At 70.0% G+C, this 24,298-nt stretch carries 23 protein-coding genes and 1 tRNA gene; 5 read left to right on the top strand and 19 right to left on the bottom strand.

The features are described 5' to 3' along the window. Positions 1-166: 166 nt before the first annotated feature. From BJ969_RS02005 to BJ969_RS01965, 8 genes are all read right to left on the bottom strand, one after another. Positions 167-243, bottom strand: a tRNA-Leu gene (locus tag BJ969_RS02005). A gap of 177 nt (positions 244-420) precedes the next feature. Further along, positions 421-1,560, bottom strand: a complete 1,140-nt coding sequence (locus BJ969_RS02000; RefSeq protein WP_184476741.1) for an ATP-grasp domain-containing protein — start codon at positions 1,558-1,560, stop codon at positions 421-423. Positions 1,561-1,918: 358 nt separating this feature from the next. After that, a complete protein-coding gene (locus BJ969_RS01995) occupies positions 1,919-3,241 on the bottom strand; it encodes an NAD(P)/FAD-dependent oxidoreductase (RefSeq protein WP_184476739.1) in 1,323 nt (440 codons plus the stop codon). A gap of 393 nt (positions 3,242-3,634) precedes the next feature. Further along, a complete protein-coding gene (locus BJ969_RS01990) occupies positions 3,635-4,201 on the bottom strand; it encodes a type II toxin-antitoxin system VapC family toxin (RefSeq protein WP_184476737.1) in 567 nt (188 codons plus the stop codon). Beyond that, positions 4,183-4,584 carry a hypothetical protein gene (locus BJ969_RS01985; RefSeq protein WP_184476735.1) on the bottom strand — a complete coding sequence of 134 codons (402 nt, stop codon included), beginning with the start codon at positions 4,582-4,584 and terminating at the stop codon, positions 4,183-4,185. Before BJ969_RS01985 ends, BJ969_RS01990 begins: the two co-directional genes overlap by 19 nt. 301 nt (positions 4,585-4,885) lie before the next feature. Further along, positions 4,886-5,275 carry a hypothetical protein gene (locus BJ969_RS01975; RefSeq protein WP_184476733.1) on the bottom strand — a complete coding sequence of 130 codons (390 nt, stop codon included), beginning with the start codon at positions 5,273-5,275 and terminating at the stop codon, positions 4,886-4,888. Position 5,276: 1 nt separating this feature from the next. Then, positions 5,277-5,996: a hypothetical protein gene (locus BJ969_RS01970; RefSeq protein WP_184476731.1), complete on the bottom strand. Its 720-nt coding sequence runs from the start codon at positions 5,994-5,996 to the stop codon at positions 5,277-5,279. 18 nt (positions 5,997-6,014) lie between these two features. Beyond that, positions 6,015-6,317 carry a type VII secretion target gene (locus BJ969_RS01965; protein WP_184476729.1) on the bottom strand — a complete coding sequence of 101 codons (303 nt, stop codon included), beginning with the start codon at positions 6,315-6,317 and terminating at the stop codon, positions 6,015-6,017. Positions 6,318-6,458: 141 nt separating this feature from the next. Between BJ969_RS01965 and BJ969_RS01960 the strand changes: the two genes are divergently transcribed. After that, positions 6,459-7,013: a hypothetical protein gene (locus tag BJ969_RS01960; RefSeq protein WP_184476727.1), complete on the top strand. Its 555-nt coding sequence runs from the start codon at positions 6,459-6,461 to the stop codon at positions 7,011-7,013. A gap of 68 nt (positions 7,014-7,081) precedes the next feature. Here BJ969_RS01960 and BJ969_RS01955 read toward each other — a convergent pair whose 3' ends face one another. Beyond that, positions 7,082-7,903: a uracil-DNA glycosylase gene (locus tag BJ969_RS01955; protein ID WP_184476725.1), complete on the bottom strand. Its 822-nt coding sequence runs from the start codon at positions 7,901-7,903 to the stop codon at positions 7,082-7,084. Between BJ969_RS01955 and BJ969_RS01950 the strand changes: the two genes are divergently transcribed. Then, positions 7,902-9,371 (top strand): S10 family peptidase, encoded by a 1,470-nt coding sequence (locus tag BJ969_RS01950; RefSeq protein ID WP_184476723.1) that lies wholly within the window; start codon positions 7,902-7,904, stop codon positions 9,369-9,371. The two genes, BJ969_RS01955 and BJ969_RS01950, sit on opposite strands and share 2 nt — an antisense overlap. Before the next feature lie 226 nt (positions 9,372-9,597). Then, on the top strand, positions 9,598-10,422 hold the full coding sequence (locus tag BJ969_RS01945) for an SAM-dependent methyltransferase (protein WP_246456656.1): 825 nt from the start codon (positions 9,598-9,600) through the stop codon (positions 10,420-10,422). An 81-nt stretch (positions 10,423-10,503) separates the two neighbouring features. Here BJ969_RS01945 and BJ969_RS01940 read toward each other — a convergent pair whose 3' ends face one another. The 7 genes from BJ969_RS01940 to BJ969_RS01910 form a co-directional block, all read right to left on the bottom strand. Next, positions 10,504-11,505 (bottom strand): dipeptide ABC transporter ATP-binding protein, encoded by a 1,002-nt coding sequence (locus tag BJ969_RS01940; protein ID WP_184476721.1) that lies wholly within the window; start codon positions 11,503-11,505, stop codon positions 10,504-10,506. Further along, a complete protein-coding gene (locus BJ969_RS01935) occupies positions 11,498-12,505 on the bottom strand; it encodes an oligopeptide/dipeptide ABC transporter ATP-binding protein (protein ID WP_184476719.1) in 1,008 nt (335 codons plus the stop codon). The genes BJ969_RS01940 and BJ969_RS01935 overlap by 8 nt, the downstream gene beginning before the upstream one ends. Before the next feature lie 11 nt (positions 12,506-12,516). After that, positions 12,517-13,476, bottom strand: a complete 960-nt coding sequence (locus tag BJ969_RS01930; protein WP_184476717.1) for an ABC transporter permease — start codon at positions 13,474-13,476, stop codon at positions 12,517-12,519. Further along, complete coding sequence (locus BJ969_RS01925) at positions 13,469-14,395, bottom strand: ABC transporter permease subunit (RefSeq protein ID WP_184476715.1); 927 nt, start codon at positions 14,393-14,395, stop codon at positions 13,469-13,471. Before BJ969_RS01925 ends, BJ969_RS01930 begins: the two co-directional genes overlap by 8 nt. 69 nt (positions 14,396-14,464) lie before the next feature. Next, positions 14,465-16,096: a peptide ABC transporter substrate-binding protein gene (locus tag BJ969_RS01920; protein WP_184476713.1), complete on the bottom strand. Its 1,632-nt coding sequence runs from the start codon at positions 16,094-16,096 to the stop codon at positions 14,465-14,467. A 205-nt stretch (positions 16,097-16,301) separates the two neighbouring features. Next, positions 16,302-17,255, bottom strand: coding sequence for a Ppx/GppA phosphatase family protein (locus BJ969_RS01915; RefSeq protein WP_184476710.1), 954 nt, complete (start codon positions 17,253-17,255; stop codon positions 16,302-16,304). A gap of 239 nt (positions 17,256-17,494) precedes the next feature. Beyond that, a complete protein-coding gene (locus tag BJ969_RS01910) occupies positions 17,495-19,264 on the bottom strand; it encodes a lytic transglycosylase domain-containing protein (RefSeq protein ID WP_343071178.1) in 1,770 nt (589 codons plus the stop codon). A gap of 265 nt (positions 19,265-19,529) precedes the next feature. Between BJ969_RS01910 and BJ969_RS01905 the strand changes: the two genes are divergently transcribed. Then, positions 19,530-21,212 carry an isovaleryl-CoA dehydrogenase gene (locus BJ969_RS01905; protein WP_246456655.1) on the top strand — a complete coding sequence of 561 codons (1,683 nt, stop codon included), beginning with the start codon at positions 19,530-19,532 and terminating at the stop codon, positions 21,210-21,212. Between the two features lie 15 nt (positions 21,213-21,227). Here BJ969_RS01905 and BJ969_RS01900 read toward each other — a convergent pair whose 3' ends face one another. The 3 genes from BJ969_RS01900 to eno are packed head-to-tail and all read right to left on the bottom strand — an operon-like array spanning position 21,228 to position 23,624. Then, entirely contained in the window at positions 21,228-21,725 is a 498-nt protein-coding gene (locus BJ969_RS01900) for a DUF501 domain-containing protein (protein WP_184484654.1), read from the bottom strand. A 4-nt stretch (positions 21,726-21,729) separates the two neighbouring features. Continuing rightward, positions 21,730-22,281, bottom strand: a complete 552-nt coding sequence (locus BJ969_RS01895; protein WP_184476708.1) for an FtsB family cell division protein — start codon at positions 22,279-22,281, stop codon at positions 21,730-21,732. Between the two features lie 56 nt (positions 22,282-22,337). Continuing rightward, a complete protein-coding gene (gene eno, locus BJ969_RS01890) occupies positions 22,338-23,624 on the bottom strand; it encodes a phosphopyruvate hydratase (RefSeq protein ID WP_184476706.1) in 1,287 nt (428 codons plus the stop codon). 266 nt (positions 23,625-23,890) lie between these two features. Here eno and BJ969_RS01885 point away from each other — a divergent pair, with 266 nt between their 5' ends. Next, entirely contained in the window at positions 23,891-24,268 is a 378-nt protein-coding gene (locus BJ969_RS01885; RefSeq protein WP_184476704.1) for a tetratricopeptide repeat protein, read from the top strand. The last annotated feature ends 30 nt before the right edge of the window (positions 24,269-24,298 follow it).

Genomic DNA, 24,298 nt, shown 5'->3' with positions numbered 1-24,298 from the left:
ACGGTTGCATCACTTGGAGTAGTGACCCTAATGGGACCGGACCGGGCCTCTCGTGGGCGGCGGCCGGGGCTCGGCGAGTTCGCTGCACGCGGATCCCGCGCGACCGGCGAGCCGGCGCGGATCACGCCGCGCGGCGCGGAGTTCCGCGCGGTGCACGCGCGGTTCGTGGTGCCCCCGGTCGGGATCGAACCGACACTCTGACGAGTTTAAGTCGTCTGCCTCTGCCAATTGGGCTACGGGGGCTGGGTCCTCAGCACACGTCCGGGGACGCGCGTCCTGGACGCCGGCTCGGTACCGCCGGGCCGGATCTCGGTCGCCGGATCGGACGCACCGACTCTGCACCTGGTTCCCGGTGATCGAAAACCGCCGAGCAGAGCAAGCCGTGCCCCCGTCCGCGCGGTGCTCGACCGCGGACGCGGATCATCGGTCCCACCGCGGCGCCGGAGCGGACGCGGCGAGGTGCTCGAACCGCTCCCCGACCCAGGCGTGCACCGCGGTGGAGACCGCGTCGTCCTGGGCCCGGTGCTCGAACCAGCGCCAATCGCAGTTGACGTTGACCTCCAGGAACACGTGCTCCGAACCGGTGGCCAGCAGGTCGAACGCGGCCACGTGCAGCCGCCAGAACCGGCACAGCGCCAGCAGCCGCGTCACCAGGCCGGAGGGCAGTTCGATCCGCTCCACCACGACCGAATCCGGATCCACCCACAGCTGCGCCGGGTCGAGCTTGTCCACCCGGTAGCCGATGACCTCGTCGCCCACCACGAACGCGCGGATCTCGTGCTCGGAGTCCACGAACTGCTGCACCAGCACCGGCGCGGGCTCCCTGGCCTCGGCGGAGTGGCGGATGTCCAGCGGGCGCGGGAAAAGGCCGCGCAGCGCGCCGGGTTCGGGCTCCAGCATGTGGTGTCCGGCGGTCTTGACGATGCACCGGCCACCGCCCGGCCGGCTGCGCCCGGGCAGGGTCGTCACCGCGGTCCGCGGCACCAGGAAACCGAACGCGGTGGCGTCGCGCAGCTGCGTGAGCCGATCCAGGTGCGAGCTGGAGCGCACCGGATTGATCTGCTCCCAGTCGGCCCGGCAGGACAGCCAGTTCGACACCGCGCGCCACTGCTCGCGGACGTAGGCACCGTGCACCGTCGTCGGGTCGACCGGCAGCGCGGTGATGTCGAAGTGCCGCCGCCACACCACGACGGGCCGCAGCAGCCAGCGCTCGAACTCGATCAGCGGGGTGTCGGTGTAGACGGTGAGCGCGATGTCCAGGCAGCGGTCGGCGTCGATGCGGACCATCCGGATGCCGCGCTCGGCCAGGGCGAGCGACAGCTCGTTCATCTCCATGTCCGCGGCCCGCGCCAGCACCAGCACGCACGGGATCGGGTCACCGTCGCCGTCGTTGACCAGGTCCGCGCTGTGCACGCGTTCCTGGAAGTCGAGGCTGGTGTCGTCGGAGCGGAAGAAGTAGTCCTGCCCCTGCAGCAGCAGCGGGCCGGGCCGGAAGTCAGCGGTGGACGGGCCGGGGATGGGGCCGAACGGGTGCGCGAAGTCGTCCGCCCCCTCGGTCATAGCCCCAGTCCTCCTGCGATGCCGCGATCATCGGTGGCCGGTGATGCGGGTCGGCGTCAATCGTCCTTCTTGCGGAACACCTCGGACGCGGCCTGGTACTCGGTCGCGAAATCGGCGAGCGGGCCGTCCTGCACTTCGCCGCTGCGCAGCAGAGCCGCTAACTCCTGGAGAGTCAAAGGATTCACCCCTTCCCCACGTGAGGCATCCTTTCAGGTGAAGACGCCCCGTCAGTCTTCGATTACTCGCTACTCATTGTCAAGGGTAGCGGGTCACCTGATCGCCTGCACGGAGCAGTCCCCAACTCGGACGCGAATCACCGCGTGCTCAGGGAGCACGCGGTGATCACTCGGAGTGCGGATCAGCTCGCAGCGGCCCGCTCGAAGTCGGCCTTCGGGTTCTGGATCTGACCCATCGACACGGCTTCCCGCTTGAACAGGAACGCCAGCGTCCAGTCGATGACGATCCGCATCTTGCGGTTGAACGTGGGCATCCGGCTCACGTGGTACGTGCGGTGCATGAACCACGCGATGAAGCCCTTGGCCTTGAAGCCGTAGACGTCGGCGACGCCCTTGTAGAGCCCGAGGCCCGCCACCGAACCGGCGTAGGCGTGGCGGTACTCCTTGGTGGGCTTGTTGCGCAGGCTCGCCAGCAGGTTCTTGCCGAGCTGGTTGGCCTGGCGCACCGCGTGCTGCGCGGACGGGGCGCAGGTCGCGTTCGGGTCGTCGTCGATCTTCGACAGGTCCGGGACCGCGGAGCAGTCCCCGGCGGCCCACACGCCCGGCAGGCCTTCGACCTGGAGGTGCGAGGTGGACTTGATCCGGCCGCGCTCGTCGAGCGGCAGGTCGGTGTTCTTGAGCACCGGGTTCGCCTTGACGCCCGCGTTCCACACCAAGGTGTCGGTGTCGAACTCGGTCCCGTCGGAGAGCATGGCGTGCCCGCCCTCGACGGACTTCAGGAAGGTGTTCAGGTAGACCTGAATGCCGCGCTCTTCCAGGGCCTTAACGACGTAGACGCCCATCTTCTCGCTGACCTCGGGCATCACGCGCCCGGCGGCCTCGACGAGGACCCACCGCATGTCTTCCGGCGAGATGGACTCGTAGTAGCGGGTGGCGTAGCGGGCCATGTCCTCCAGCTCCGCCAACGCCTCGGCGCCGGCGAATCCGCCGCCGACGAAGGTGAAGGTGAGCAGCCGCTTGCGCAGCTCCTCGTCGGAGGTGTTGGCCGCGGCGTCCATCTTCGCCAGCACGTGGTTGCGCAGGTAGATGGCCTCACCGACGGTCTTGAGGCTGATGCCTTGTTCCGCCAGGCCGGGGATGGGCAGAAGTCGGGACACCGAACCGAGCGCCACGACGAGGACGTCGTAGGCAAGCTCTTCGGGGCCTGTCTGCGGGTTCTCGATCGTCACGACCTGATCGGCGTGCTTGATCTCGGTGACACTGGCGGTGATCACATGGCACCGCTTCAGGACTCGTCGCAGTGGCGCTACCACGTGGCGAGGCTCGACCGAGCCCGCTGCCGCTTCCGGAAGGAAGGGCTGGTAGGTCATGTGCGGCTGAGGGTCGACCACGGTGACGGAGGCTTCGCGACGCCCCAGCTTCGACTGAAGCTGAAGTGCCGTGTACATGCCTACATAGCCGCCGCCGAGGATGAGAATCCGGGTGGGTTCGGATTTACCAGCCATGCCGACATGGTCGCACCACTGGAGTGGGACACACTCCGCAGACCCCCCCTAATGTGACGCCAGTCGCGCGTGGCACTGATCACGATCAACAGGCTGTGCGCGGACGGCTGCGCTCGGTATGGATCGCGCGGTGGACGAGAGGGCCGGAGTGATCGCCACCCTACCGACTTTTGCGGCCGGAAAGCCAACTCGCCGCAGCATCTCCCGCGTTCCGGCGACTTCGGCGATTGTTCGGCTTTCAGCGGCACTGACCAGGTGAATCACTGCCAGCTTGATCAACGCGGCCGCTGATTCGACCGAAGACCACGCAGACTTTCGATCACAACACCAGTGGTCAGACGACCTGAACCGGTACCGATCATCTGACGCGGCAACATCGGTCACGAACACCGGTCACGCCTGCGCGATGGCCACCCGTGGCCGACCCGCTCGCCGGACCGCCCCGCCGCCGCGTTCGTCCATGAAAATCTCCTCTCCTGCCTGCACTTTCGCGGTCTCCGACATCCCCGACGGCTCGACTTCCCCGAGCACCGCAAGTTCCGCGAGCAGGCGACGCATCACCTCGGGCACCGCGGTGAGCAGCACGACCGGACGGGCGCACCGCAGTGCGGTCGCCGCAACGATGGCGTCCACTGTGGACTCGGTCCGCGCATCCACATCGACACCTGACCGTTCGGCCTGATCACCCGGTCCGCGGGCCGAGCGCTTTCCCGCGAGTCGAGCGATCTCCGAAGTCACGGGCAGCACAGTGATCCGAGCGAGCACCTCGTCGAGCGCCGCCCCGACCGCATCCCCGCGCAACGACTCGGCGAGCGTCACCGCGCTGATGACCACCCGCGCTCGGCGCTCACGAGCGATCTCCAGATGCGCGCGGACTCGTGCACCACCCGCGGCGAGCTCGGCCACCGCGGATCCGTCCAAGATCAGCGTTCCGCCCGCCGCTATTCGCGGTCCGCCCATGCGCACCTCGCCTCCGCCAACGCCGTCGCCGGAACCGGGCCGTGTTCGCCCTCCATCAGGTCGGCGAGCTCCGCGAGCAGGTCCAGTTCCAGCTGTCGCGCCACCGCGTCCGTGACGTACTGGCTGAACCCGCCCGGCCCGGCCCGGCGCTGCACCGCCGCGGTGAGGTCCTCCGGGATCGACACGCTCACCTTGCGCGCCCGACCCGACGTCCGGATCTCACCGGCCGCCGCGGGCAGCACGACATCGGCGATACCCGGCGGTGGATCCGCCGCCCGGTACCGGTCGAGCAGCTCCGCCAGCCGATCCGCCAATTCGGGCAACTTCCGCCCTTGCAGAGCAGGGGTCCGCAGGTCGCCTTCGCCGTTCGTCTCCGCATCCATGACTCGATGCTACCGGCGGTGGTAACCGCCGATCCAGCACCGAACCCGCAGATCACCCCATCAAGTGATCAGCGTCGACAGCGCCGTTCCGATCAAGCGAACGGCAGGACGTCACCGGTCTCTAGCAGGGTCTTGAGGTCCGAGAGCAGCCGCGGCCAGCCCTCGCCGATCATCTCCAGCACCGTGCTTCCCGGGGCGGACCTGCCGGGTTCGTGCTGCTCGCCCCTCGAGCCGAGACCTGCCCGTCAGGTGCGCCCGGTCGCTGACGCAGCCGACGCAGGCACGTCCGCGCGCGAGGGGATCATTCGAGCCAGCTTCGCTGGCTGAAGTCCTCGTCCTCCTCCGGCACCTCGGGACGCGACCGGTTCGGCGGTGCCGCGGTCCGCTCCTGCTCGCGCAGTTCGGCGAACTGCTGCTCGCCGGTCTTGGCCAGCTCGGAGCGTTCCTGCTCGGAGAGCTTGTCGTAGTCCTCCGCACCTTTGCGGACCAGCGGGTCGAGCGCGGCCGAGAAAGCATCCGAGGTGAACGCGTCCCGAAGCCCCTGCTTCCCGGCCAGCACGTCGTCGACCAGACGCTTGAAGTTCGGGTCGTCGACCTTGTCCCGCAGCACGCCCAGCGAGTTCTTCAGGTGCTTCGACAACGCCACGTCGCCACGCGCCACGTCGAGCGTGGCCTCGTCCTCTTCCCGCACGTCACACCCCGGGGTGGTGGTAGCCGGATTCGGGCAGCTCGTGCTGGTCCAGGTCCCGCAGCGCGGTGGCGTAGCCCGCGACCAGGCCGACGAAACCCTGGGCGGCGTTCCACGCGATCGTGTGCGCCTGCAGTGCCTGACCCCACACCCCCATCGCCTTGGTCAAGGTCGCCGCGAACGCCGCCCCGGACAGGACCGGGCCGATGACGGTCCAGCTGCTCGCAGCCGCGGCGGCGAGTTCCAGGCCCATCGCGATCAGCAGGTCCAACAACATCTCGAGGAAGCTCTTGATCGAGTTCGCGGCCTCGTACATGCCGACCGCCATGTCGTTGAACTGCGAGGAGAGCTGGCGCAACGTCTCTTCCTGCGCGCTGATCGCCTTGCTCAACTCACCGAAGTAGGCGGCAGCACCGTCGGCTGCGATACCCGTCCAGTCGTGCGCGACCCCGTCCATCCCGGTGGTGTTGGCACGGGCGAACTCGACGTTGAACTCGGCCAAGTTCTCCAGCGCCACCCCGGCCTTCTGCACGGTTTCCCAGTCACCGGCGAACTGCTCGGCGACCCAGGCCCACGGATTCGTCCCGCACACCATGTCCGCGGCCTGACCGACCCAGTAGGACAAGCTGATGTACTGGCTCGCCCCGAGCACGTTCTCGACCAGGTCGGGTATCGGATCGGACGGCGTCGGCGCGGTCAGCACCGACGCAGGTGAATCCCCCATCGCGGAAACCTCTGATTCTCATTCGTAGGAGCGGTCGAGCCGCTCGGCTTGGTCGCTGTCGGTGTCCCGGTAGAACTGCGCGGCCTTGTCCACCTCGGAGGACGCGGTTCGCTGCAATTCCGCCAACTTCCGGTAGTTGGCGGTCAAGGCCGCCTTCGCGTCCTCTGCCGCCTCGACCGCCGTGACGAACATGCGCCCCTCGGAGTAGCCGAAACTGATCCACTCCTCGACGTAGTCGACGGCCTTGTTGGCGTCGCTGACGCGTTCACCAAGACTGCTGGCGAAGTCACCGATGCTCTTCGGATCCGCGGTGAAACCCATCTCAGCGCGGTACTCCTTCCCCCAGATGTGCGCTCCCGCGAGTGCCCGGCGGGCAGCCGCACCCTCGCAGGAAACCGCTTGGCGGCTGCTTTTTACCACACCGATAGAGTGAAATGTCCGTCTCGTCGTACGGGGGTCAACATGCGGAAGAACGAGCTGCCGGAGCAGGTCAGAGTGCCCGCGCAGGTGGCGGAGACCCCTGGCGCGCTGCCGGGGTGCTGCGCTCGGCACGGGCGGAATTCGGCCCGCTCGGTCGATTTCGCCCTCCAGTCGCGCGCCGAACCACAGGGCAGCCGAGCCATGAGCGCCAACCCGCTCGGCGTGGCGGGCAGGCTCGGTGAACGCGCGCAGAAGGTGCGGATCACCAGAGTGCGCGATTGGCCGCTGTGCACGACGTGCGCTCGGCAGCGGACCGCCGGGCTGGTGCTGGCGAACGCGCTGTTCTGGGGCGGGGTGGTGCTGATCGCCGGGGCGCTTGCGGCGCGGCTGATCACCGGGGTGCAGAGCCCTGCCCTCGGCGCGGCGTTGCTCGGCGGCTTCTTCGCGGCGATCGTCTCGGTCGTGCCGTTCGTGCTCGGATCGCTGCCCCGGATCACCGGCGCGCGCACCTCGGAGGACGGTTCCGAAGTCGTGCTGACGGCCCCGCACCCGGCGTTCGTCACCGCACTGCGCACCGCTGACGACCACTCCGCCTGATACGTGCCCCCGGCGGTGCCGTGGAGATCAGCCCGGATCGATCGGCCTCCGTCGGCCAGCGACCGCGATCAGCCGAGGCCCGCCAGGTCTTTCGCCTGTTCCAGGACGGTGCGCAGCATCGCCGGTGTCATCAGCTTGGTCTGCACGTTGCGCCGGCTGACGTGGTAGCAGCCGAGCAGGTGGAGATCTCGGCCGCCGTCGGTGGCGGGGAGGACGACTTGGGCGGCGTGCCCGAACTTGGGGCGCGGCGCGGGCACCTGCCACGCCGCCGCCCCCAGCACCGGCAGCACGGCCTGCCAGCCGAAACCGCCGAGCACCAGCACCACCCGCACCGTCTCGCGCAGCAGCAGGAGTTCGCGCGCCAGCCACGGGCGGCACGTGTCGCGCTCGGCGGGAGTCGGCTTGTTCTCCGGTGGGGCGCACCGGACCGGCGCGGTGATCCTGGTGCCGCGCAAGGACAATCCGTCGCCGAGCCGGTGCGCGTCCGGTTGCGAGGCGAGACCGACGTCGTAGAGGGCCTGGTAGAGCACGTCACCGGAAGGATCACCGGTGAACATCCGGCCGGTCCGGTTCGCGCCGTGCGCGGCGGGAGCGAGACCGACGATCGCGATCGCCGCGTCCGGCAGGCCGAAACCGGGAACCGGGCGACCCCAGTAGGTGTCGCCGCGGAACGCCGCCCGCTTCTCCCGCGCGACCCGCTCGCGCCACTCGACCAGCCGCGGGCACGCCGCGCAGTGCGGCACCGCGTCGTCGAGGTCTCCGAGGTCGCGGGCACCGCGCGCCGCGCCGGCGGGGTCGGTGACGGGGTCGTCGATCAGCTCGGGGATCACGCGTCCACCGTCGCAGAATCCGCGCCGGGGCGCGGGTTCCGGCACGTAGAGTTCGGTCATGGCAGCCACCGAAACGAGCACCGGCGAAGCCGGGCAGGAAACGACGACCCCGGCGGAGCCGGCGGATGACCTGGTCAGCACGCACCACACGATCACCGCGGACGGCGGTGAGCTCTCCTACACGGCCACGACCGGCCGCATCGTGCTGCGCGAAGAGGCGACCACCGACGGCAAGTTCGACGGGCTCAAGGCGAAGGCCGAAGTCCACCTGACCTCCTACGTCGTGGACAGCGCCGAGCCGCGCCCGGTGACCTTCGCCTTCAACGGCGGTCCCGGATCGGCGAGCGTGTGGCTGCACCTCGGGGTGCTGGGGCCGCGACGAGTGGTGTCCGGGGACACCGGGTCGCTCGCCGCCCCGCCCTACGGGCTCGCCGACAACCCGGAAACCCTGCTGGCGCACAGCGACCTGGTGTTCATCGACCCCGTCTCCACCGGGTACTCCCGCGCGGTCAACGGCGGCGAACCCGCCGACTTCCACGGCTACCAGCGCGACATCGAATCGGTCGGTGAGGTCATCCGGCTGTGGACCTCGCGCAACGGGCGCTGGTTGTCGCCGAAGTACCTCGCGGGCGAGTCGTACGGCACGCTGCGCGCGGCGGCGCTCGCCGAGCACCTCCAGGACCGCCACGGGCTGTACCTCAACGGGCTGCTGCTGATCTCGTCCGTGCTGGACATGGGCACGATCCGGTTCACCGACGGCAACGACCTGCCGTACCAGCTGTACCTGCCGACGTACGCGGCCATCGCGCACCACCACGGCAGGCACGGCGACCGGCCGCTGCGGGAAGTGCTGGACGAGGCGGAGAAGTTCGCCTCCGGGGACTACGCGTGGGCGCTGTCCCGCGGCGCGCGGCTGCCCGCGTTCGAACGCGCCGACATCATCCGGCGCACCGCGGAGCTCACCGGCCTGTCCGAGGAGTACGTGGACCGCGCGAACCTGCGCATCGAGCACCTGCGGTTCTTCACCGAGCTGCTGCGCGACGAGCGGCGCACCGTGGGCCGCATGGACGGGCGCTTCCTCGGCTGGGAACCCGACTCCGCGGGGGAACGCCTCACCGACGATCCGAGCGTGTCCGGGATCATCGGCGCCTATTCGGCGGCGATCAACCACTACCTGCGTCAGGAACTCGACTACGCCAACGACCTGCCCTACGCATTGCTGAGCAATCGGGTGCAGCCGTGGTCGTACAAGGAGTTCGAAGGTTCCTCGGTCTCGGTGGTGGACAAGCTGGGGGCCGCGATGCGCGCCAATCCGCATCTGCGGGTGCACGTCGCCGCCGGTTACACCGACGGCGCGACGCCGTATTACGCCGCGGAGCACGTGCTGGCCCGGCTGCCGATTCCGGAGGAGCTGCGCGCGAACATCGACGTCCGCTACTACGACGCGGGCCACATGATGTACGTGCACGAGCCGTCCCGGCTCCAGCAGTCCGCTGATCTGGCCGAATTCATCCGGCAGGACTCCTAGCCGGCGATTCCGGGGCCGCCTGCCGCAGATGCGCGGGCGGCCCCGGACGACGGTGCGGTCTCATTTCGCGCGACCATTATTCACTTTCCGTGAAAATGCGATCACGAATTGCATCAAGACGATTCGGTTGCACCACCGCGTTGACGTGGCGGAAATCCGCCATGGTCCCGGCGGAGTGACCAACACGGCATGGTCAAGATCGATTTTTTGTTGCAACATCAAAGGTATGGGCGAGAACGAACGCACCGGGCCACCGTCGATGCCTTCGGTACCGGACACCGACCGTCCCAACTCGGCCCGCATGTACGACTACTACCTGGGCGGCTCCGCGCATTTCGCGATCGACCGGAAGGCCGCCGACGACGCGCTGGAAGTCCTGCCGCAGTCGGCGGTGTACGCCAAGGCGAACCGCGCGTTCCTCGGCCGGGCGGTGCGCTTCCTGCTCTCCCAGGGCGTCGACCAGTTCCTCGACCTCGGCTCCGGCATCCCCACCGTCGGCAACGTGCACGAGATCGCGCACCGGATCAACCCGGCCGCCAAGGTCGGCTACGTCGATCACGAGCCGGTCGCCGTGGCGCACGCGCAGCGCATGCTCGCCGGCCAGTCGAACGTCACGATCACCCAAGCCGACGTGCGCGACCCGGAAAGCGTGCTCACCGCGCCCGGAGTCGCCGGGATGCTCGACTTCTCCCGCCCGGTGGCGGTGCTGGCCATCGCGATCCTGCCGTTCGTGCCCGACGACGCCGAAGCGCACGCGCTGGTCGCGAGCTACCGCGCGGTGAGCGCTCCCGGCAGCTGGCTGGCGATCTCGCACATCTCGCAGGTGTCGGCCACCGACGAGCAGGTGCGGGTGGCGCACGAGGTGATGGGCCGCACCCCGACGCCCGTGCTGTGGCGCGACCGCGACCGCATCGCGAGCCTGTTCAACGGCTACCGGCTCGCCGATCCGGGCCTGGTGCTCTCACCGCTGTGGCGCCCGGACACCCAGATCAGCTTCGGCGAGGCCGCCCAGGCCAACGCCTACGGCGGAGTGGGCCTGCTCGACGGCTGAGCAGATCCGCTCAACGCCCCGGAGAAAACGAACGGCGCCGGGCACGGGATTCGATCCCGCCACCCGGCGCCGTCCGGACCGTCACGCCACGACGTGCGGGTGTTCCTCCGCGAAGTGGCAGGCCGACGGGTGGTCTCCCAGCCGGACCTCCAGCTCCGGGACCTTCTCCGCGCAGATGTCCTGCGCCTTCCAGCAGCGGGTGCGGAACCGGCAGCCCGACGGCGGATTCGCCGGGCTGGGCACGTCACCGGTGAGCCGGATGACCTCGCGCTTGCCGCGCAACGTCGGATCGGGCACCGGGACAGAGGACAGCAGCGCCTGCGTGTACGGGTGCTGCGGGTGCTCGTAGATCTGCTCGTCGGTGCCGACCTCGACCATCTTGCCCAGGTACATCACGCCCACCCGGTCCGACAGGTGGCGCACCACGCCGAGGTCGTGCGCGATGAACACGTACGACAGCCCGAGCTCCTGCTGCAGCTCACCGAGCAGGTTCATCACCTGGGCCTGGATCGAGACGTCGAGCGCGGACACCGGCTCGTCGCACACGATCACCTTAGGCCGCAGCGCCAGCGCCCGCGCGATGCCGATGCGCTGGCGCTGACCGCCGGAGAACTGGTGCGGGTAGCGCTGGATGTGCTCCGGGTTGAGCCCGACCAGGTCCAGCAGCTCCTGCACCTTGCGCCGCCGATCGCCCTTCGGCGCCACCTCGGAGTGGATCTCGAACGGCTCCCCGATGATGTCGCCGACGGTGCGGCGCGGGTTCAGCGAGGTGTAGGGGTCCTGCAGCACGATCTGCATGTCGCGGCGCAACTTGCGCAGCTCCGGACCGCTCATCTTGAACATGTCGCGGCCCTCGAAGGTGGCCGTGCCGCTGGTCGGTTTCTCCAGCCGCATCAGCACCTGTGCGAGCGTCGACTTGCCGCAGCCGGACTCGCCGACGATGCCCAGCGTCTCGCCCTTGTTCAGGTCGAAGGACACGCCGTCGACGGCCCGAACGTGCCCGACGGTCCGCTGGAAGACGACGCCCCGGTTGATCGGGAAGTGCTTGACCAGGTCCCGCACTTCGAGGATCGGCTCACTCACTGGTCATCAGCTCCTCGGCGAAGTGGCAGGCGCTGGTCCGGCCCGAACCCAGCTGGTGCTGCTCGGGCACCTGCTCGCGGCAGCGGTCCTCGGCGCGCGGGCAACGCGGGTGGAACGGGCAGCCGCTCGGGATCTTCATCAGGTTCGGCGGCAGGCCCTTGATCGTCTCCAGGTCCTGGCCCTTGAGGTCCAGGCGCGGGATGGACCGCATCAGGCCCTCGGTGTACGGGTGGCCGGGCTGCTCGTAGAGCCCGTAGGCGTCCGCGGACTCCACGATGCGACCCGCGTACATCACCACGATCCGGTCCGCGACCTCCGCGACCACGCCCAGGTCGTGGGTGATGAGGATCAGGCCCATCCCGCGGTCCCGGCGCAGCTCGTCGAGCAGGTCCATGATCTGCGCCTGCACCGTCACGTCCAGCGCCGTCGTCGGCTCGTCCGCGATGAGCAGCTCCGGGTCCAGCGCCAGCGACATCGCGATCATCGCGCGCTGCCGCATGCCGCCGGAGAACTGGTGCGGGTACTCCTTCACGCGCTGCTTGGCGTTCGGGATCTTGACCTGGTCCAGCAGCTCCACCGCGCGCGCCGTGGCGTCCTTGCGGGACATGCCGCGCCGGGTGCGCAGCTGCTCGGCGATCTGGAACCCCACCGTGTAGACGGGGTTCAGCGCCGAGAGCGCGTCCTGGAAGATCATCGACATCGATTCGCCGCGCAGCTGCCTGCGCCGGTCCTCGGTGGCGGTGAGCAGGTCCTCGCCGTCGTAGCGGATCGCGCCGCCGGTGACGAACCCCGGCGGGGTGTCGAGGATGCCCATCACCGTCTGCGCGGTGACGCTCTTGCCGGAACCGGATTCGCCCAGCACCGCCAGCGTTTCACCGGCCTTGACGTGGTAGCTCACGCCGTTGAGCACCTTCGCGACGCCGTCGCGGGTGCGGAACTCCACGTGCAGGTCCTCGACGTCGAGCAGCCGTCCGCCTGCGTTGTCGCCCTTCTCGGACACAGCGGTACCTCCTACTTCTGCTTCGGGTCGAGCGCGTCGCGGACGGCGTCACCGAGCATCACGAATGCCAGCACGGTCACCACCAGGAAGCCTGCGGGGAACATCAGCAGGTGCGGGGCGACGGAGATGTAATCGCGCGAATCCGCGATCATCACGCCCCAGGACACCACCGGTGAGCGCAGGCCCAGCCCGAGGAACGACAACGTCGCCTCGGCGCCGATGAAACCGCCCAGCGCGATGGTCGCGTAGACCAGCACGGGAGCCAGGCAGTTCGGCAGCATGTGCCGGAAGATGATCCGCGCCGGGCTCGCACCGAGCGCTCGCGCGGCCTTCACGTAGTCCTGCTCGCGGGCCGAGATCGCGGCCGAACGCATGATCCGCATCGCGATGGGCCAGGACAGCGCCGAGATCGACAGGATCACCAGCGTGATGATCCGCACCGGGTCCGGGATGCCCGTGGCCGGGTTCAGCGTGGTCAGGATGACGATGGCGCCCAGCACGAACGGCAGGCCGAGGAAGATCTCGGCGAACCGCGAGAGCAGGTTGTCCAGCCAGCCGCCCAGGTAGCCGCCCACCAGGCCGAAGATGGAGCCGATCAGCACGGTCACGACCGTGGCGAGCACACCCACGATGATCGAGGCGCGCGCTCCGTAGATCGCCCGCGCGTAGATGTCGCGCCCCTGGGTGTCGTAGCCGAACCACGCTTCGGCCGAAGGCAGCTCCCGCGCGTGCGAGAGCGAACCCCGCGTGGGGTCCAGCGAGGTGAACAGCTGCGGGAACGCGGCCATCACCAGCAGCAGCAGGATGATCGCGGAGGCGACGAGGAACATCGGTCGCCTGCGCAGGTCCTGCCAGGCATCGCCCCAGAGCCCGCGGGGCTTCTCGGGGCGAGCGGCCGAGGCAGGCTCGGCCGCCGTCCGCTCGGAGTCGGTCGGCTGCGCGGTGGTGGCGGAGACAGTCGGTTCAGGCATATCGGATCCTCGGGTCCAGCACTGCGTAGAGCAGGTCGACCAACAGGTTCATCAGCAGGTACACCAGCACGAGCAAGGTCACGATGCCCGTGACGGTGGTGCCCTCCTTGGTGAGCACCGCGTCGTAGATCAGCCCGCCGATGCCCCGGATGTTGAAGATGCCTTCGGTGACGATCGCACCGCCCATCAGCGCCCCGAGGTCGGTGCCCAGGAACGTGATCACCGGGATCATCGAGTTGCGCAGCAGGTGCACCCCGACGACGCGGCGCGGGTGCAGGCCCTTCGCGGTGGCCGTGCGCACGTAGTCGGCGCGCTTGTTCTCGATCATCGAGGTGCGCATCAGCCGCGACACGTAGGCCATCGACAGGCTGCCCAGCACCAGTCCGGGAACGATCAGCTCACCCCAGGTGGCCTGCGAGCTGACGCTCGGCCGGATGAGCCCCCACTCGGTGCCCAGCAGCACCTGCAGCACGAAGCCGGTCACGAACACCGGCAGCGAGATCAGGAACAGCGTCGACATGAACACCAGGCTGTCGAGGAAGCCGCGTCCCCGCAGACCGGCGAGGATGCCGGCTCCGATACCGATCACCGCTTCGATGACCAGCGCGACGATCGCCAACCGAATGGTGATCGGGTAGGCGTTGCCGACGAGTTCGTTGACCGCCAGCCCCGAGTACGTGTCGCCGAAGTCGCCTTGCAGCAGCTGCCACAGGTACTTGAAGTACTGCACGTAGACGGGGTCGTTGAGGTTGTACTTCTCGGTCATCTCCGCGATGTAGGCGGGCGGGCACGGCCGATCGCCGCACCGACCCGCGAACGGGTCGCCGGGGAGCGCCCACACCAGGCAGTAGATGATGAAAGTGGTCCCGATGAACACCGGGATGAGCTGCAGCAACCGCCGCAGTACGTAGCGCCCCACGCCGAACCTCCTCTAGGACGCAGGCGGGTCCGGCCCGCGATTTCGCGGACCGGACCCGCAGCAATGCGATCAGGGATTGAGCTTGACCAGTTCCAGGTCGAGCTTCCGGTCGAAGCTGACGTGCACGTCGCTGATCCGGTCCGAGTAGCCGGACTGGGCCTTCTGGTTCCACAGCGGGATCGACGGCATGTCCTTGGCCAGGATGTTCTCCGCCTCGCGGTAGAGCCGCAGGCCCTCCTCCTCGCTCGGAGCCTGGTCGGCCCGGCTCATCGCCGCGTCGAACTCGGGGCTGGAGTAGCGCATGTAGTTCGACGAAGCGCCGGTGCGGTAGATCTTGCCGAGGAAGGTCTCGGCCGCCGGGTAGTCACCGAGCCAGCCGAACCGGAACGGGCCGGTGTGGGCGTTCTCGTCGTGCATCTTCAGGAACTCGGCGAACGTCGGCACCGGGTTGAACGCGCACTGGACGCCGAGGTTGGTGTTGAGCTGGTTGCAGATCGCCTCGACCCACTCCTTGTGCCCGCCGTCGGCGTTGGAGGTGATCGTCAGCGGACCGTTGAAGCCGCCAGCTTCGTCGAGCAGCTTCTTGGCCTCCTGCGGGTTGTACTCGCAGTACTGGCCGCAACCGCCGGCCTCGTAGCCCTTGATCGGGCCGCTGGGCACCCAGCCGGTCGCGGGCAGGTAGGAGCCCTCGAAGACGGTGTCGGTGATCTGCTTGCGGTCGATCGCCATCGACAGCGCGTGGCGGACGCGCGGGTCCTTGAGCTTCGGGTCGTACAGGGGGAGCTGGAGCGCGTTGTTGCTCAGCATCTCCTTGTCCACGACCCGGTCCTGCAGATCGGTGCGCCACTTGTTACCGACCAGCGCCGACGGCGGGACCTGGTCGACGAAGTCCAGGTTGCCCGAGACCAGGTCCTGGTAGGCGGTCTCCAGCTCGTTGTAGATGCGGAACTCGACGCCGCGGATCTGCGGCTTGTTCTGCCCCGCGTACTGGTCGTTGGTGACCAGCTTGATGTCGGTGTTCGGCTGCCGGGACTCGAACTTGAACGGCCCGTTGCCGACCGGGTGCTCCTCGAACGCCTCGGGATCGGCGAAGAAGCTCTCCGGCATCGGCGAGAAGGCCGTGTAGCCGAGCATCGTCGGCCAGGTGGCGAACGGCGCGTCCAGGGTGACCGAGATGGTGCTGTCGTCCACGGCGCGCAGCCCGGACATCTCCTGGGCGGTCGGCTGCGGCGGCTCCTGCGGGCCGGTGTCGCCGTCCGGGTCGGCGGGGCTGACGTCGCGGTAGCCCTGGATCTGCTCGAAGAAGGAGGTCGTGGACTGGCCGTTGGGCGCGTAGGCGGCGTAGTTCCAGGCCTTCACGAAGCTGTTCGCGGTGACCGGGCTTCCGTCGTGGAAGGTCCATCCCGGCTTCAGCTTGATGGTGAAGACCTTGTTGTCCTGGGTGTCGATCGACTCGGCGACCTCGTTGTACGGCTCACTGGTCTCGGGGTCGTAGCCGACCAGACCGGTGAACATCGCGTCGACGACGTTGCCTCCGCCGGTCTCGGTGGTGTTGGCGGGAACCAGCGGGTTCTCGGGCTCCGTGGAGTTGACCGAGATGAAGCCCTCCTCGGTCGCGCTGCCCCCTCCGCCGCAACCGCTGGCAAGCAGCCCGACTGCCAGCGGGACCGCCACACAGGCGGTCAAACGTCGCTTACGCATCAATACCCTCCCACTTCCACCCCTGCCCCGAGGACCATTCTTGGGGGCATCACGCACGACGGAGTTGTTCACCGCCGCGATAGACGAGCGTAAACATATGTGAGAAACCCTCACTTGCGTTGCCCTGTCACAAATCCGTCACTTTCTGGTTCGGTCCAGAAACCCAGGACCCACGCCCCGGAGCCGGACGACCACACTGTGAGAACTAGCTGATAGACAGCGCGATGCCGTCGAGGATGTCGTGCTCGGAGACCGACATCACGCGGATACCGGCGCGTTCGGCCAGCTCGTCGGCGATGACCTTGACGACGAGCGCTCCGCCGCTGATCACGTCGACTCTCCCGGGATGCATGGAACCGATCGCGGCACGTTCTTCATGACTCATCGTCAACAGCTCCGAAGTCGTTTCTTCGAGCTGTTTCTGGGATAAACGGGAAAGGTGAATTGCCGCCGGATCGTAGTCCGGCAAGTTCTGCGCCACTGCGGAGAGCGTGGTGACCGTTCCGGCCACTCCGACCCAGGTTCGAGCACCGGAGGCGTCGACCGCGGCGAAGGCGTCGTCCAGGATCGCGCGGGCGACCCGCTCGGCCTCGGCGACGTCCTGTTCGGACGCGGGATCGGTGTGCAGGCACCGCTCGGTGAGCCGCACGCAGCCGATGTCGGCGGAGTACGCCGCCTCGATCTCGGCCCGCGCGCCGTCCCAGCGGCCCACGACGAGCTCGGTCGAGCCGCCGCCCACGTCGGTGACCACGAACGGACCGTCGGACGGGTCGAAGTCGCCGACGGCGCCGATGAACGACAGCCGCGCCTCCTCGTCGCCGGTGATCACCTCGGCGTCCACGCCGAGCGTGTCGCGGACCATCGCGAAGAAGTCCTCGCGGTTGGCCGCGTCGCGGGTGGCGGAGGTGGCGACCATCCGGACCCGCTCCACGCCCTTGCGCCGCGCGATCGCGGCGTAGTCCACGAGCGCCGCGCGGGTGCGCTCCAGCGCCTCCTCGGCGAGCCTGCCGGTGGCGTCCACTCCCTGGCCGAGCCGCACCACGCGCATCTCGCGGTGCACGTCGCGCAGGTCGCGGGCACCGTCGAAGCTCGTGGTCACGTCCGCCACCAGCAGCCGGATCGAGTTCGTTCCGCAGTCGATCGCGGCCACCCGTGACATGGGGTACTCCTTGCTCTGGTCGGTGCTCCGAGGCGGCGCGCGGGCGCCCCGTCCTCGATCGGCGACCACGCTAGCGGCTGCCCCGAATCGACGTGCGCGGACTCACCGGTGGCGTGTCGGCACCGCGTGCCACCGAGATCATCACCGACCAGGGTGAACGCCGTCGACCCCTGCGCAACCAGGTCCCGCGGACCGGACGCACCGGCTCCGCGGCAGAACTCGATCACCTGATCGGATGATCACGAGGCAGGCTTGAACTCCGCGGGGATCTCGCACGGCTCCAGCGGTCCGGACGTCGCGGACTCCACGAACACGACCTCGCCGGGGACCGCGGTGCGCGGGTCGGTGGTGCCGGGCTCCAGGCGAGTGCCCGCGGTCTCGGCCTGCTCGCGCGGGACGAACCGGCCTTCGTCGAGCGCGGTGATCTCGCACGGCACCGGCGCCACCGGCTCCGTCGCGACCGGCGTGCTCGGCTGGGTCGAGGTTCCGCTCTGGCTCGGCGGCACCGAACCGGGCAGGTGCGAGGGCTCGGTGGACGGGCTCACCGACGACTCCGAAGGTTCGGACGTCGCAGACGGCTGCGAGCTCGGTTCCGCGGACGGCGGCGTCACCGCGCCCGCCGGAGGAGGCGGGACCGGCTGCGAGCCGGACGGCTCCGGCTGCTGCGAGCCGGGAGGTGGCGTCGTCGCCGATCCGGGAGCCGTGGTCGACGAGCCCGGTTCCGGCGGCACCTCAGACGCGGGCGGCACCTCGGACGCGGGCGGCACCGGAGGCGCGGCGCCATCGGCCGGCGGGAGGTGCGGCTCGGGCGGTGCCTCGGTGGACGGCGGCCGTTCGACGGGCGGTGCGCCCTCCGACGGCGGCACTTCGCTCGCCGGGGGCTGCGGCGGGACCGGGTCCTGCGCACCGGGCGGCACGACCGGGTCGGCGTCGCCGGGCGGCACGGTCTCGCCGCTCGCCGGCGGAGGCGCCGCGCCGGGCCACGGTTCGACGTCCACCGGCCCGGCCGAGGCACCCGGCCACGTGGGGCGCGCGTCCACGGTCGGTTCCGGCGGCGCGGCGGGCGACGGCGGGCTCAGCGCCGACGCCCCCGAGCCGAAGGCCTCCGGCGAGGCCGCCACCGGGCGCTCGGACTGCGCGGCGGGCAACCGGCTGCCCGCCAGCACGTCGTGCCCGTCGACCTCCGGCAGCGGTTCCAGCGGCAGCGGGAACGCGCCGCCCGCGTAGGCGTCCGCCCAGCGCAGCACGGTGCGCACGTAGTCGTCGGAGTGGTTGTAGCGGAACACCGCCTCGGCGAGCGCGCGCGGTTCCCGCAGGTCCCCGCCGCCGTCGCAGAGGTAGGCGCCCGCGGTGGCCGCCGCGTCGTGCACGTTGTGCGGGCTGAGCTCGCCGTCGTCGTTGCCGTCGATGGCGAACTTGTTCCAGGTGCCCGGGATGAACTGCATGGCTCCGACCGCGCGGTCCCACACCGGGTCGCCGTCGAGGGTGCCGCCGTCGGTGTCCGGGATGGCGGCGACGCCGGGGCCACCGCTGAGCCGCGGCCCGAGGATCGCCGAGAGGGTGGTGCCGTTGACGTCGATCTCCCCGCCGCGGGCGTGCCCGGATTCGATGCGGCCGATGGACGCGAGCACCGACCAGTGCACTCCGCAGCCGGGATGGGATCCGGCGAGCCGGTCGGCGGCGCCGACGTAGGCGGCCATCATCGGTTCGGGGATGTCGAGGCGTCCGCGCGGCGCGTCGTCGGGCGGGCCCGGCATCCGCTGCGGTCGTCCGGCGAGGTCGAGGACGTGCGTGCCGGGTTCCCTGGTCTGCGGCAGGTGTCCGCTGGCTCCGTAGAGGCCGCCGTCCGGAGCGGACTCGGCGCGACCGTCGCGAATGGTGGGCGGTGGCAAGGACAGCAGGGTGCTGGAGGCGGCGACGAGGAGCAGCGTGGGCGTGAGCGCGGTGGCCGCCCGCCACCTGCGCCGGTTCCGGCGGCGAGCGGTGGGACGGGTGTTGCGAACTGCCACGGTGCCTCCAGCCCCCACGAGATCGTCCGCGCTCGGGCATCGCTCCCAGCGGTGGATCCGTCACTACGGTGGCACGAAGCGGCGCGTTGCGACTCTCGCGCTCACTCCATCGAGTGGCATTAATAGCGGGTTCGATCATGCACTGTGATCAACGCCGACTGATCGAGTCCTCGTGAACACGATGGAGTGGATCTCCACTCGTGCGGCCACCCGGCAAGATCGCGGAGGCTACTTAACGGTAGCCACGTGACCTACGCTGCGGAGCATGATGCTCAGCGGCGAGCCTCGCTCCAGTTCCTCCCGTCCCGCGGATCCGGACGCCGCACGCTGGTCCACCCACCGGGTGACCAACCAGCCGCCGCCGCTCGACGGCTTCGACCCGCTGGCCTGCGACCCGGCGCTGCGCGACGCGATCACCCGGTACGCCGGGGCCGACGCGCTGCCCGGACTGCGGGAAATCGCCGCCGAAGCCGGTTCCGCCGCCCTCCGCGAGCACGGCCGCGCCGCCAACGACAACCCGCCCGCGCTGCGCACCCACGACCGCTACGGGCACCGGGCCGACGAAGTCGACTTCCACCCCTCCTGGCACCACCTGATGGAGCGCGCCGTCCACCACGGACTGCACGCCGCGCCCTGGGCACCGGACGCCGGGCCCGGCGCGCACGCCCGCCGGGCCGCCGGGTTCTACCTCTGGTCGCAGGCCGAAGCCGGGCACGGCTGCCCGATCTCGATGACCTTCGCCGCCGTCCCCGCGCTGCGGCACTCCCCCGCGCTGGCCCAGCAGTACGAGCCGGGGCTGCGCTCCACGACGTACGACTTCGGGCTGCGGCCGGCCGCGAACAAGGCCGGGTTGCTGGCGGGCATGTCGATGACCGAGAAGCAGGGCGGCTCGGACGTGCGCGCCAACAGCACCGCGGCCGAACCGCTCGCCGACGGCACCTACCGGCTCACCGGGCACAAGTGGTTCACCTCCGCGCCGATGAACGACCTGTTCCTCACCTTGGCGCGCACCTCCGGCGGGTTGAGCTGCTTCGTGCTCCCCCGCGTGCTGCCCGACGGCAGGCGCAACGAGATCCGGCTGCAGCGGCTCAAGGACAAGCTCGGCAACAAGTCCAACGCCTCCGCCGAACTGGAGTACACCGGCGCGCTCGGGCACCTCGTCGGCGAAGAGGGCCGCGGCGTGCGCTGCATCATCGAGATGGTGTCGATGACGCGGCTGGACTGCGTGCTCGGCTCGGCGGCGAACGTGCGGATCGCGCTGTCCGAGGCCGCCCACCACGTCCGGCACCGCAGCGCGTTCGGCGCACCGCTGGCCGACGCGCCGCTGATGCGGGCGGTGCTCGCGGACCTGGCGCTGGAGTCGGAGGCGGCGACGGTGCTCGCGCTGCGGCTGGCGGCGGCGGTCGACGGGCAGGCCGACCCCGCCGAACGCGCCCTGCTGCGCCTGGCGCTGCCCGCGGCGAAGTTCCACGTGTGCAAGCTCGCCTCGACCGCGGTCGCCGAATCGCTGGAATGCCTCGGCGGCAACGGGTACGTCGAGGAGTCGGGCCTTCCGCGGCTCTACCGGGAGGCGCCGCTGATGTCGATCTGGGAGGGCTCCGGCAACGTCACCGCGCTCGACGTGCTGCGCGCGCTGGAGAAGCAGCCCGAGTCGGCGGCGGCGCTGCTCGCCGAGCTCGACACCGCCCGCGGCGGCGACGCCCGCTACGACGAGGCGCTGGCGCGGCTGCGGGCGGAACTGGCCGCGCCGAGCCCTGTCCGGGCCCGGCGCCTGGCCGAGCTGATCGCGCTGACCCTGCAGGCCGCGCTGCTGCGGCGGCACGCGCCGAACGAGGTCGCCGACGCCTTCGTGGCGACGCGGCTGGTCCCCGACGTGGGACGCTCCTTCGGCACCGCCGCGGACGGCCTCGGCCTCGACCTGCTCGACCGCGTCACGCCCGCGAGCTGATCACCGGAGGGCGGTTCAGCTCGCGGGATCGGTGCTCGGCTTCTCCGGCCAGCGCCGCTCGATGATCTCCAGCGCCTCGTCGCCGAACGGGTTCACGCCGGGGCCCTTGGCCAGCGAGTGCGCCACGTGGACGTGCAGGCACTTCACCCGGTCCGGCATGCCGCCCGCGGTGACCCGGGTCCCCAGCGACTCGATCGCGTCCCGCTCGGCCAGGTACGCCTCGTGCGCCTCGGCGTAGCGCCGCGCCAGCTCCGGGTCCTCGGCGAGCCGGTCCTGCATCTCCCGCATCAGGCCCTCCGCCTCCAGCGTGGAGCAGTGACCGGTCAACCTCGGCGAGGTCAAGTAGTACAAGGTCGGGAACGGCGTGCCGTCCTCCAGCCGCGGGTTGGTCTGCACGACGGTGGGTTCCCCCGCCACGTCGCGCGCCGCGACCGCGCGCAGACCGCGCGGCGGCCTGCCCAGCTGGCGGGCGATGCTGTCCCGGTCGCTCGCGGCGACCGTCGAAGTGTTGATCACGTCAGTTCCCTGTCAGCGACTTCCACAGATCCGAATACCAGGCACCGTCGTCCTCCGGTGCCGGAGTCGCCGGCGGCGCCGTCGGTCGGCCGGGCAGTTCCACGATGTACGGCGTCTCGCCGGGCCGGACGTAACCCAGCCGGGAGCGGGCCTCGGCTTCCACCCGCTCCGGGTCGGAAAGCTGCTCCTTGCGCATCTCCAGCTCCCGCACCTGCTGGGTGAGCTCGGCGCGGTGCTGCTCCTGCGCGGCCAGCTCGCCGCGCTGGCTGAGGTAGGTGCGCAGCGGGACGGACACGCTCAGCGCCATCGCGCACAGCAGCAGCGCCAGCAGCGCGGCCCGCCTGGTCGACGACAGCTTGAACGCACCCGCGGTCTCCGACCGGGACTTGTTCTTCGGCCGCGGCCGGGAACCCGCTTGGGTTCCCGGCCGCGTCCCGGACCGCTTCGCAGGGGTCTGCGCATCCGAACGGCGCTTCGCGCCGTTCCCGCGCGTCGAGGAGGCCGTGCCTGCCCGACGGCGCTGCTGTCGATCAGAAGATCGCCCGCTCGGCATCGTCCGCACCTGTCGTCGTGGTCACCCGGCCGTTCCGACCGCTGGTGACCAGGATGTCACGCCTCGGGGTTGAGCCGCGGGAAAGCCAGTTCACCCGCGTAGCGGGCGGCGTCCCCGAGCGCTTCCTCGATGCGCAGCAGCTGGTTGTACTTGGCGACCCGCTCGCTGCGCGCCGGGGCACCGGTCTTGATCTGGCCGCAGCCGGTGGCCACCGCGAGGTCGGCGATGGTGGTGTCCTCGGTCTCGCCGGAGCGGTGGCTCATCATGCTCTTGTAACCGCAGGAGTTGGCCAGGTTGACCGCGTCCAGCGTCTCCGAGAGCGTGCCGATCTGGTTGACCTTCACCAGCAGCGCGTTGCCCGCGCGGCGGTTGATGCCCTCTTCGAGGCGCTCCGGGTTCGTGACGAACAGGTCGTCGCCGACCAGCTGCACGCGCTCGCCGAGCTCGCTGGTCAGCTGCACCCAGCCGTCCCAGTCGTCCTCGCCCAGCGGGTCCTCGATGGAGACCAGCGGGTAGTTGTCGAGCAGCTCGGTGTAGTAACCGGTCATCTGCTCGGCGCTGCGCTTGGCCTTCTCGAAGGTGTAGGCGCCGTCCTCGAAGAACTCGGTGGCGGCCACGTCGAGCGCGAGCACGATGTCGGTGCCCAGCTTGAAGCCGGCCTTGTCCACGGCGACGGCGATGAGGTCCAGCGCCTCGCGGTTGTTCGGCAGGTCCGGGGCGAAACCGCCCTCGTCGCCCAGGCCGGTGGGCAGGCCCTTGGCCTTGAGCACCGACTTCAGCGCGTGGTAGGTCTCCGCGCCCCAGCGCAGCGCGTCGGAGAAGGAGTCCGCGCCGACCGGGGCGATCATGAACTCCTGCACGTCCACACCGGTGTCGGCGTGCGCGCCGCCGTTGAGGATGTTCATCATCGGGACCGGCAGCACGTGCGCGTTCGGTCCGCCGACGTAGCGGAACAGCTCCAGCCCCGCGGAGTCCGCCGCGGCCTTGGCGACCGCGAGCGAGGCGCCGAGGATCGCGTTGGCGCCCAGCCGGGACTTGCCGGGGGTGCCGTCGAGGTCGACGAGCTTCTGGTCCACCACGCGCTGCTCGGTCGCGTCGAGACCGGCCAGCTCGGGGCCGATCTCGTCCAGCACCGCTTCCACGGCCTTCTCGACGCCCTTGCCGCCGTAGCGCTCGGCGTCGCCGTCCCGCAGTTCGACCGCCTCGTGCTCACCGGTGGAGGCGCCCGAGGGGACCGCGGCGCGGGCCAGCGTGCCGTCTTCCAGTGCCACTTCGACCTCGACGGTGGGGTTACCGCGCGAGTCCAGGATCTCGCGGGCGCCGACCTGCTCGATGATCGCCACGTGTGCTCCTAACCAGGGTTTGAGGTATGGGCGGCCCGCCCGCCTCGCCGTTGGACGCGCGAGCGGGCGCCGAACGCCCGACGACCGACCATGAGCCTATCGGTGGCGTCGGCGTCGACGCGGCCGACTTGGTGTGTCGTACGCCCCGCCCGTCGTGATCGATCAGGTCACCACGGGGCGTGATCACCACATGCTGGGACGGCGGGCGATAACATCCGCTCGGACGTCGATGCGCACCGGGGTCGGCACGTACCGTTGTCCGGGTCATGAGCAGCGAAGGCACCGTTGAAGCGTTCCGCCGGGCGGAGAGCCTGGTAGCCCAGCGCCGACCTTGGGAAGCTCTCCGCGCACTGCAACCCGTACTCGACATCGCCGAGGACAAGCCCTCCGTGCAGTTGCTGCTCGGCAGGGCCTACCTGTTCTCCGCCCAATTCCGCCGGGCCGAGCTCGCGTTCCTGCGGGTGATCGAACTCGACCCGTCCGACCACTACGCCCGGCTGGTCCTGGGCCGCACGCTCCAGCGGCAGGGCCGGCTCCGGGAAGCCCGCAGCCAGGTGAAGATGGCCGCCACGATGCACCCCGTTCCCGCGTACCAGGAAGCGCTGGGCGAGATCAACGCCAGGCTCGCCCGCCGCGACGGCTGACCGCGATCCGCCGAGCACGTCGTGCCCGGC

The organism is Saccharopolyspora gloriosae, assembly GCF_014203325.1.
GTDB lineage: Bacteria > Actinomycetota > Actinomycetes > Mycobacteriales > Pseudonocardiaceae > Saccharopolyspora_C > Saccharopolyspora_C gloriosae.
Note: the sequence above shows the minus strand (reverse complement) of the source record. Positions and strands in the feature narration are given on the sequence as shown.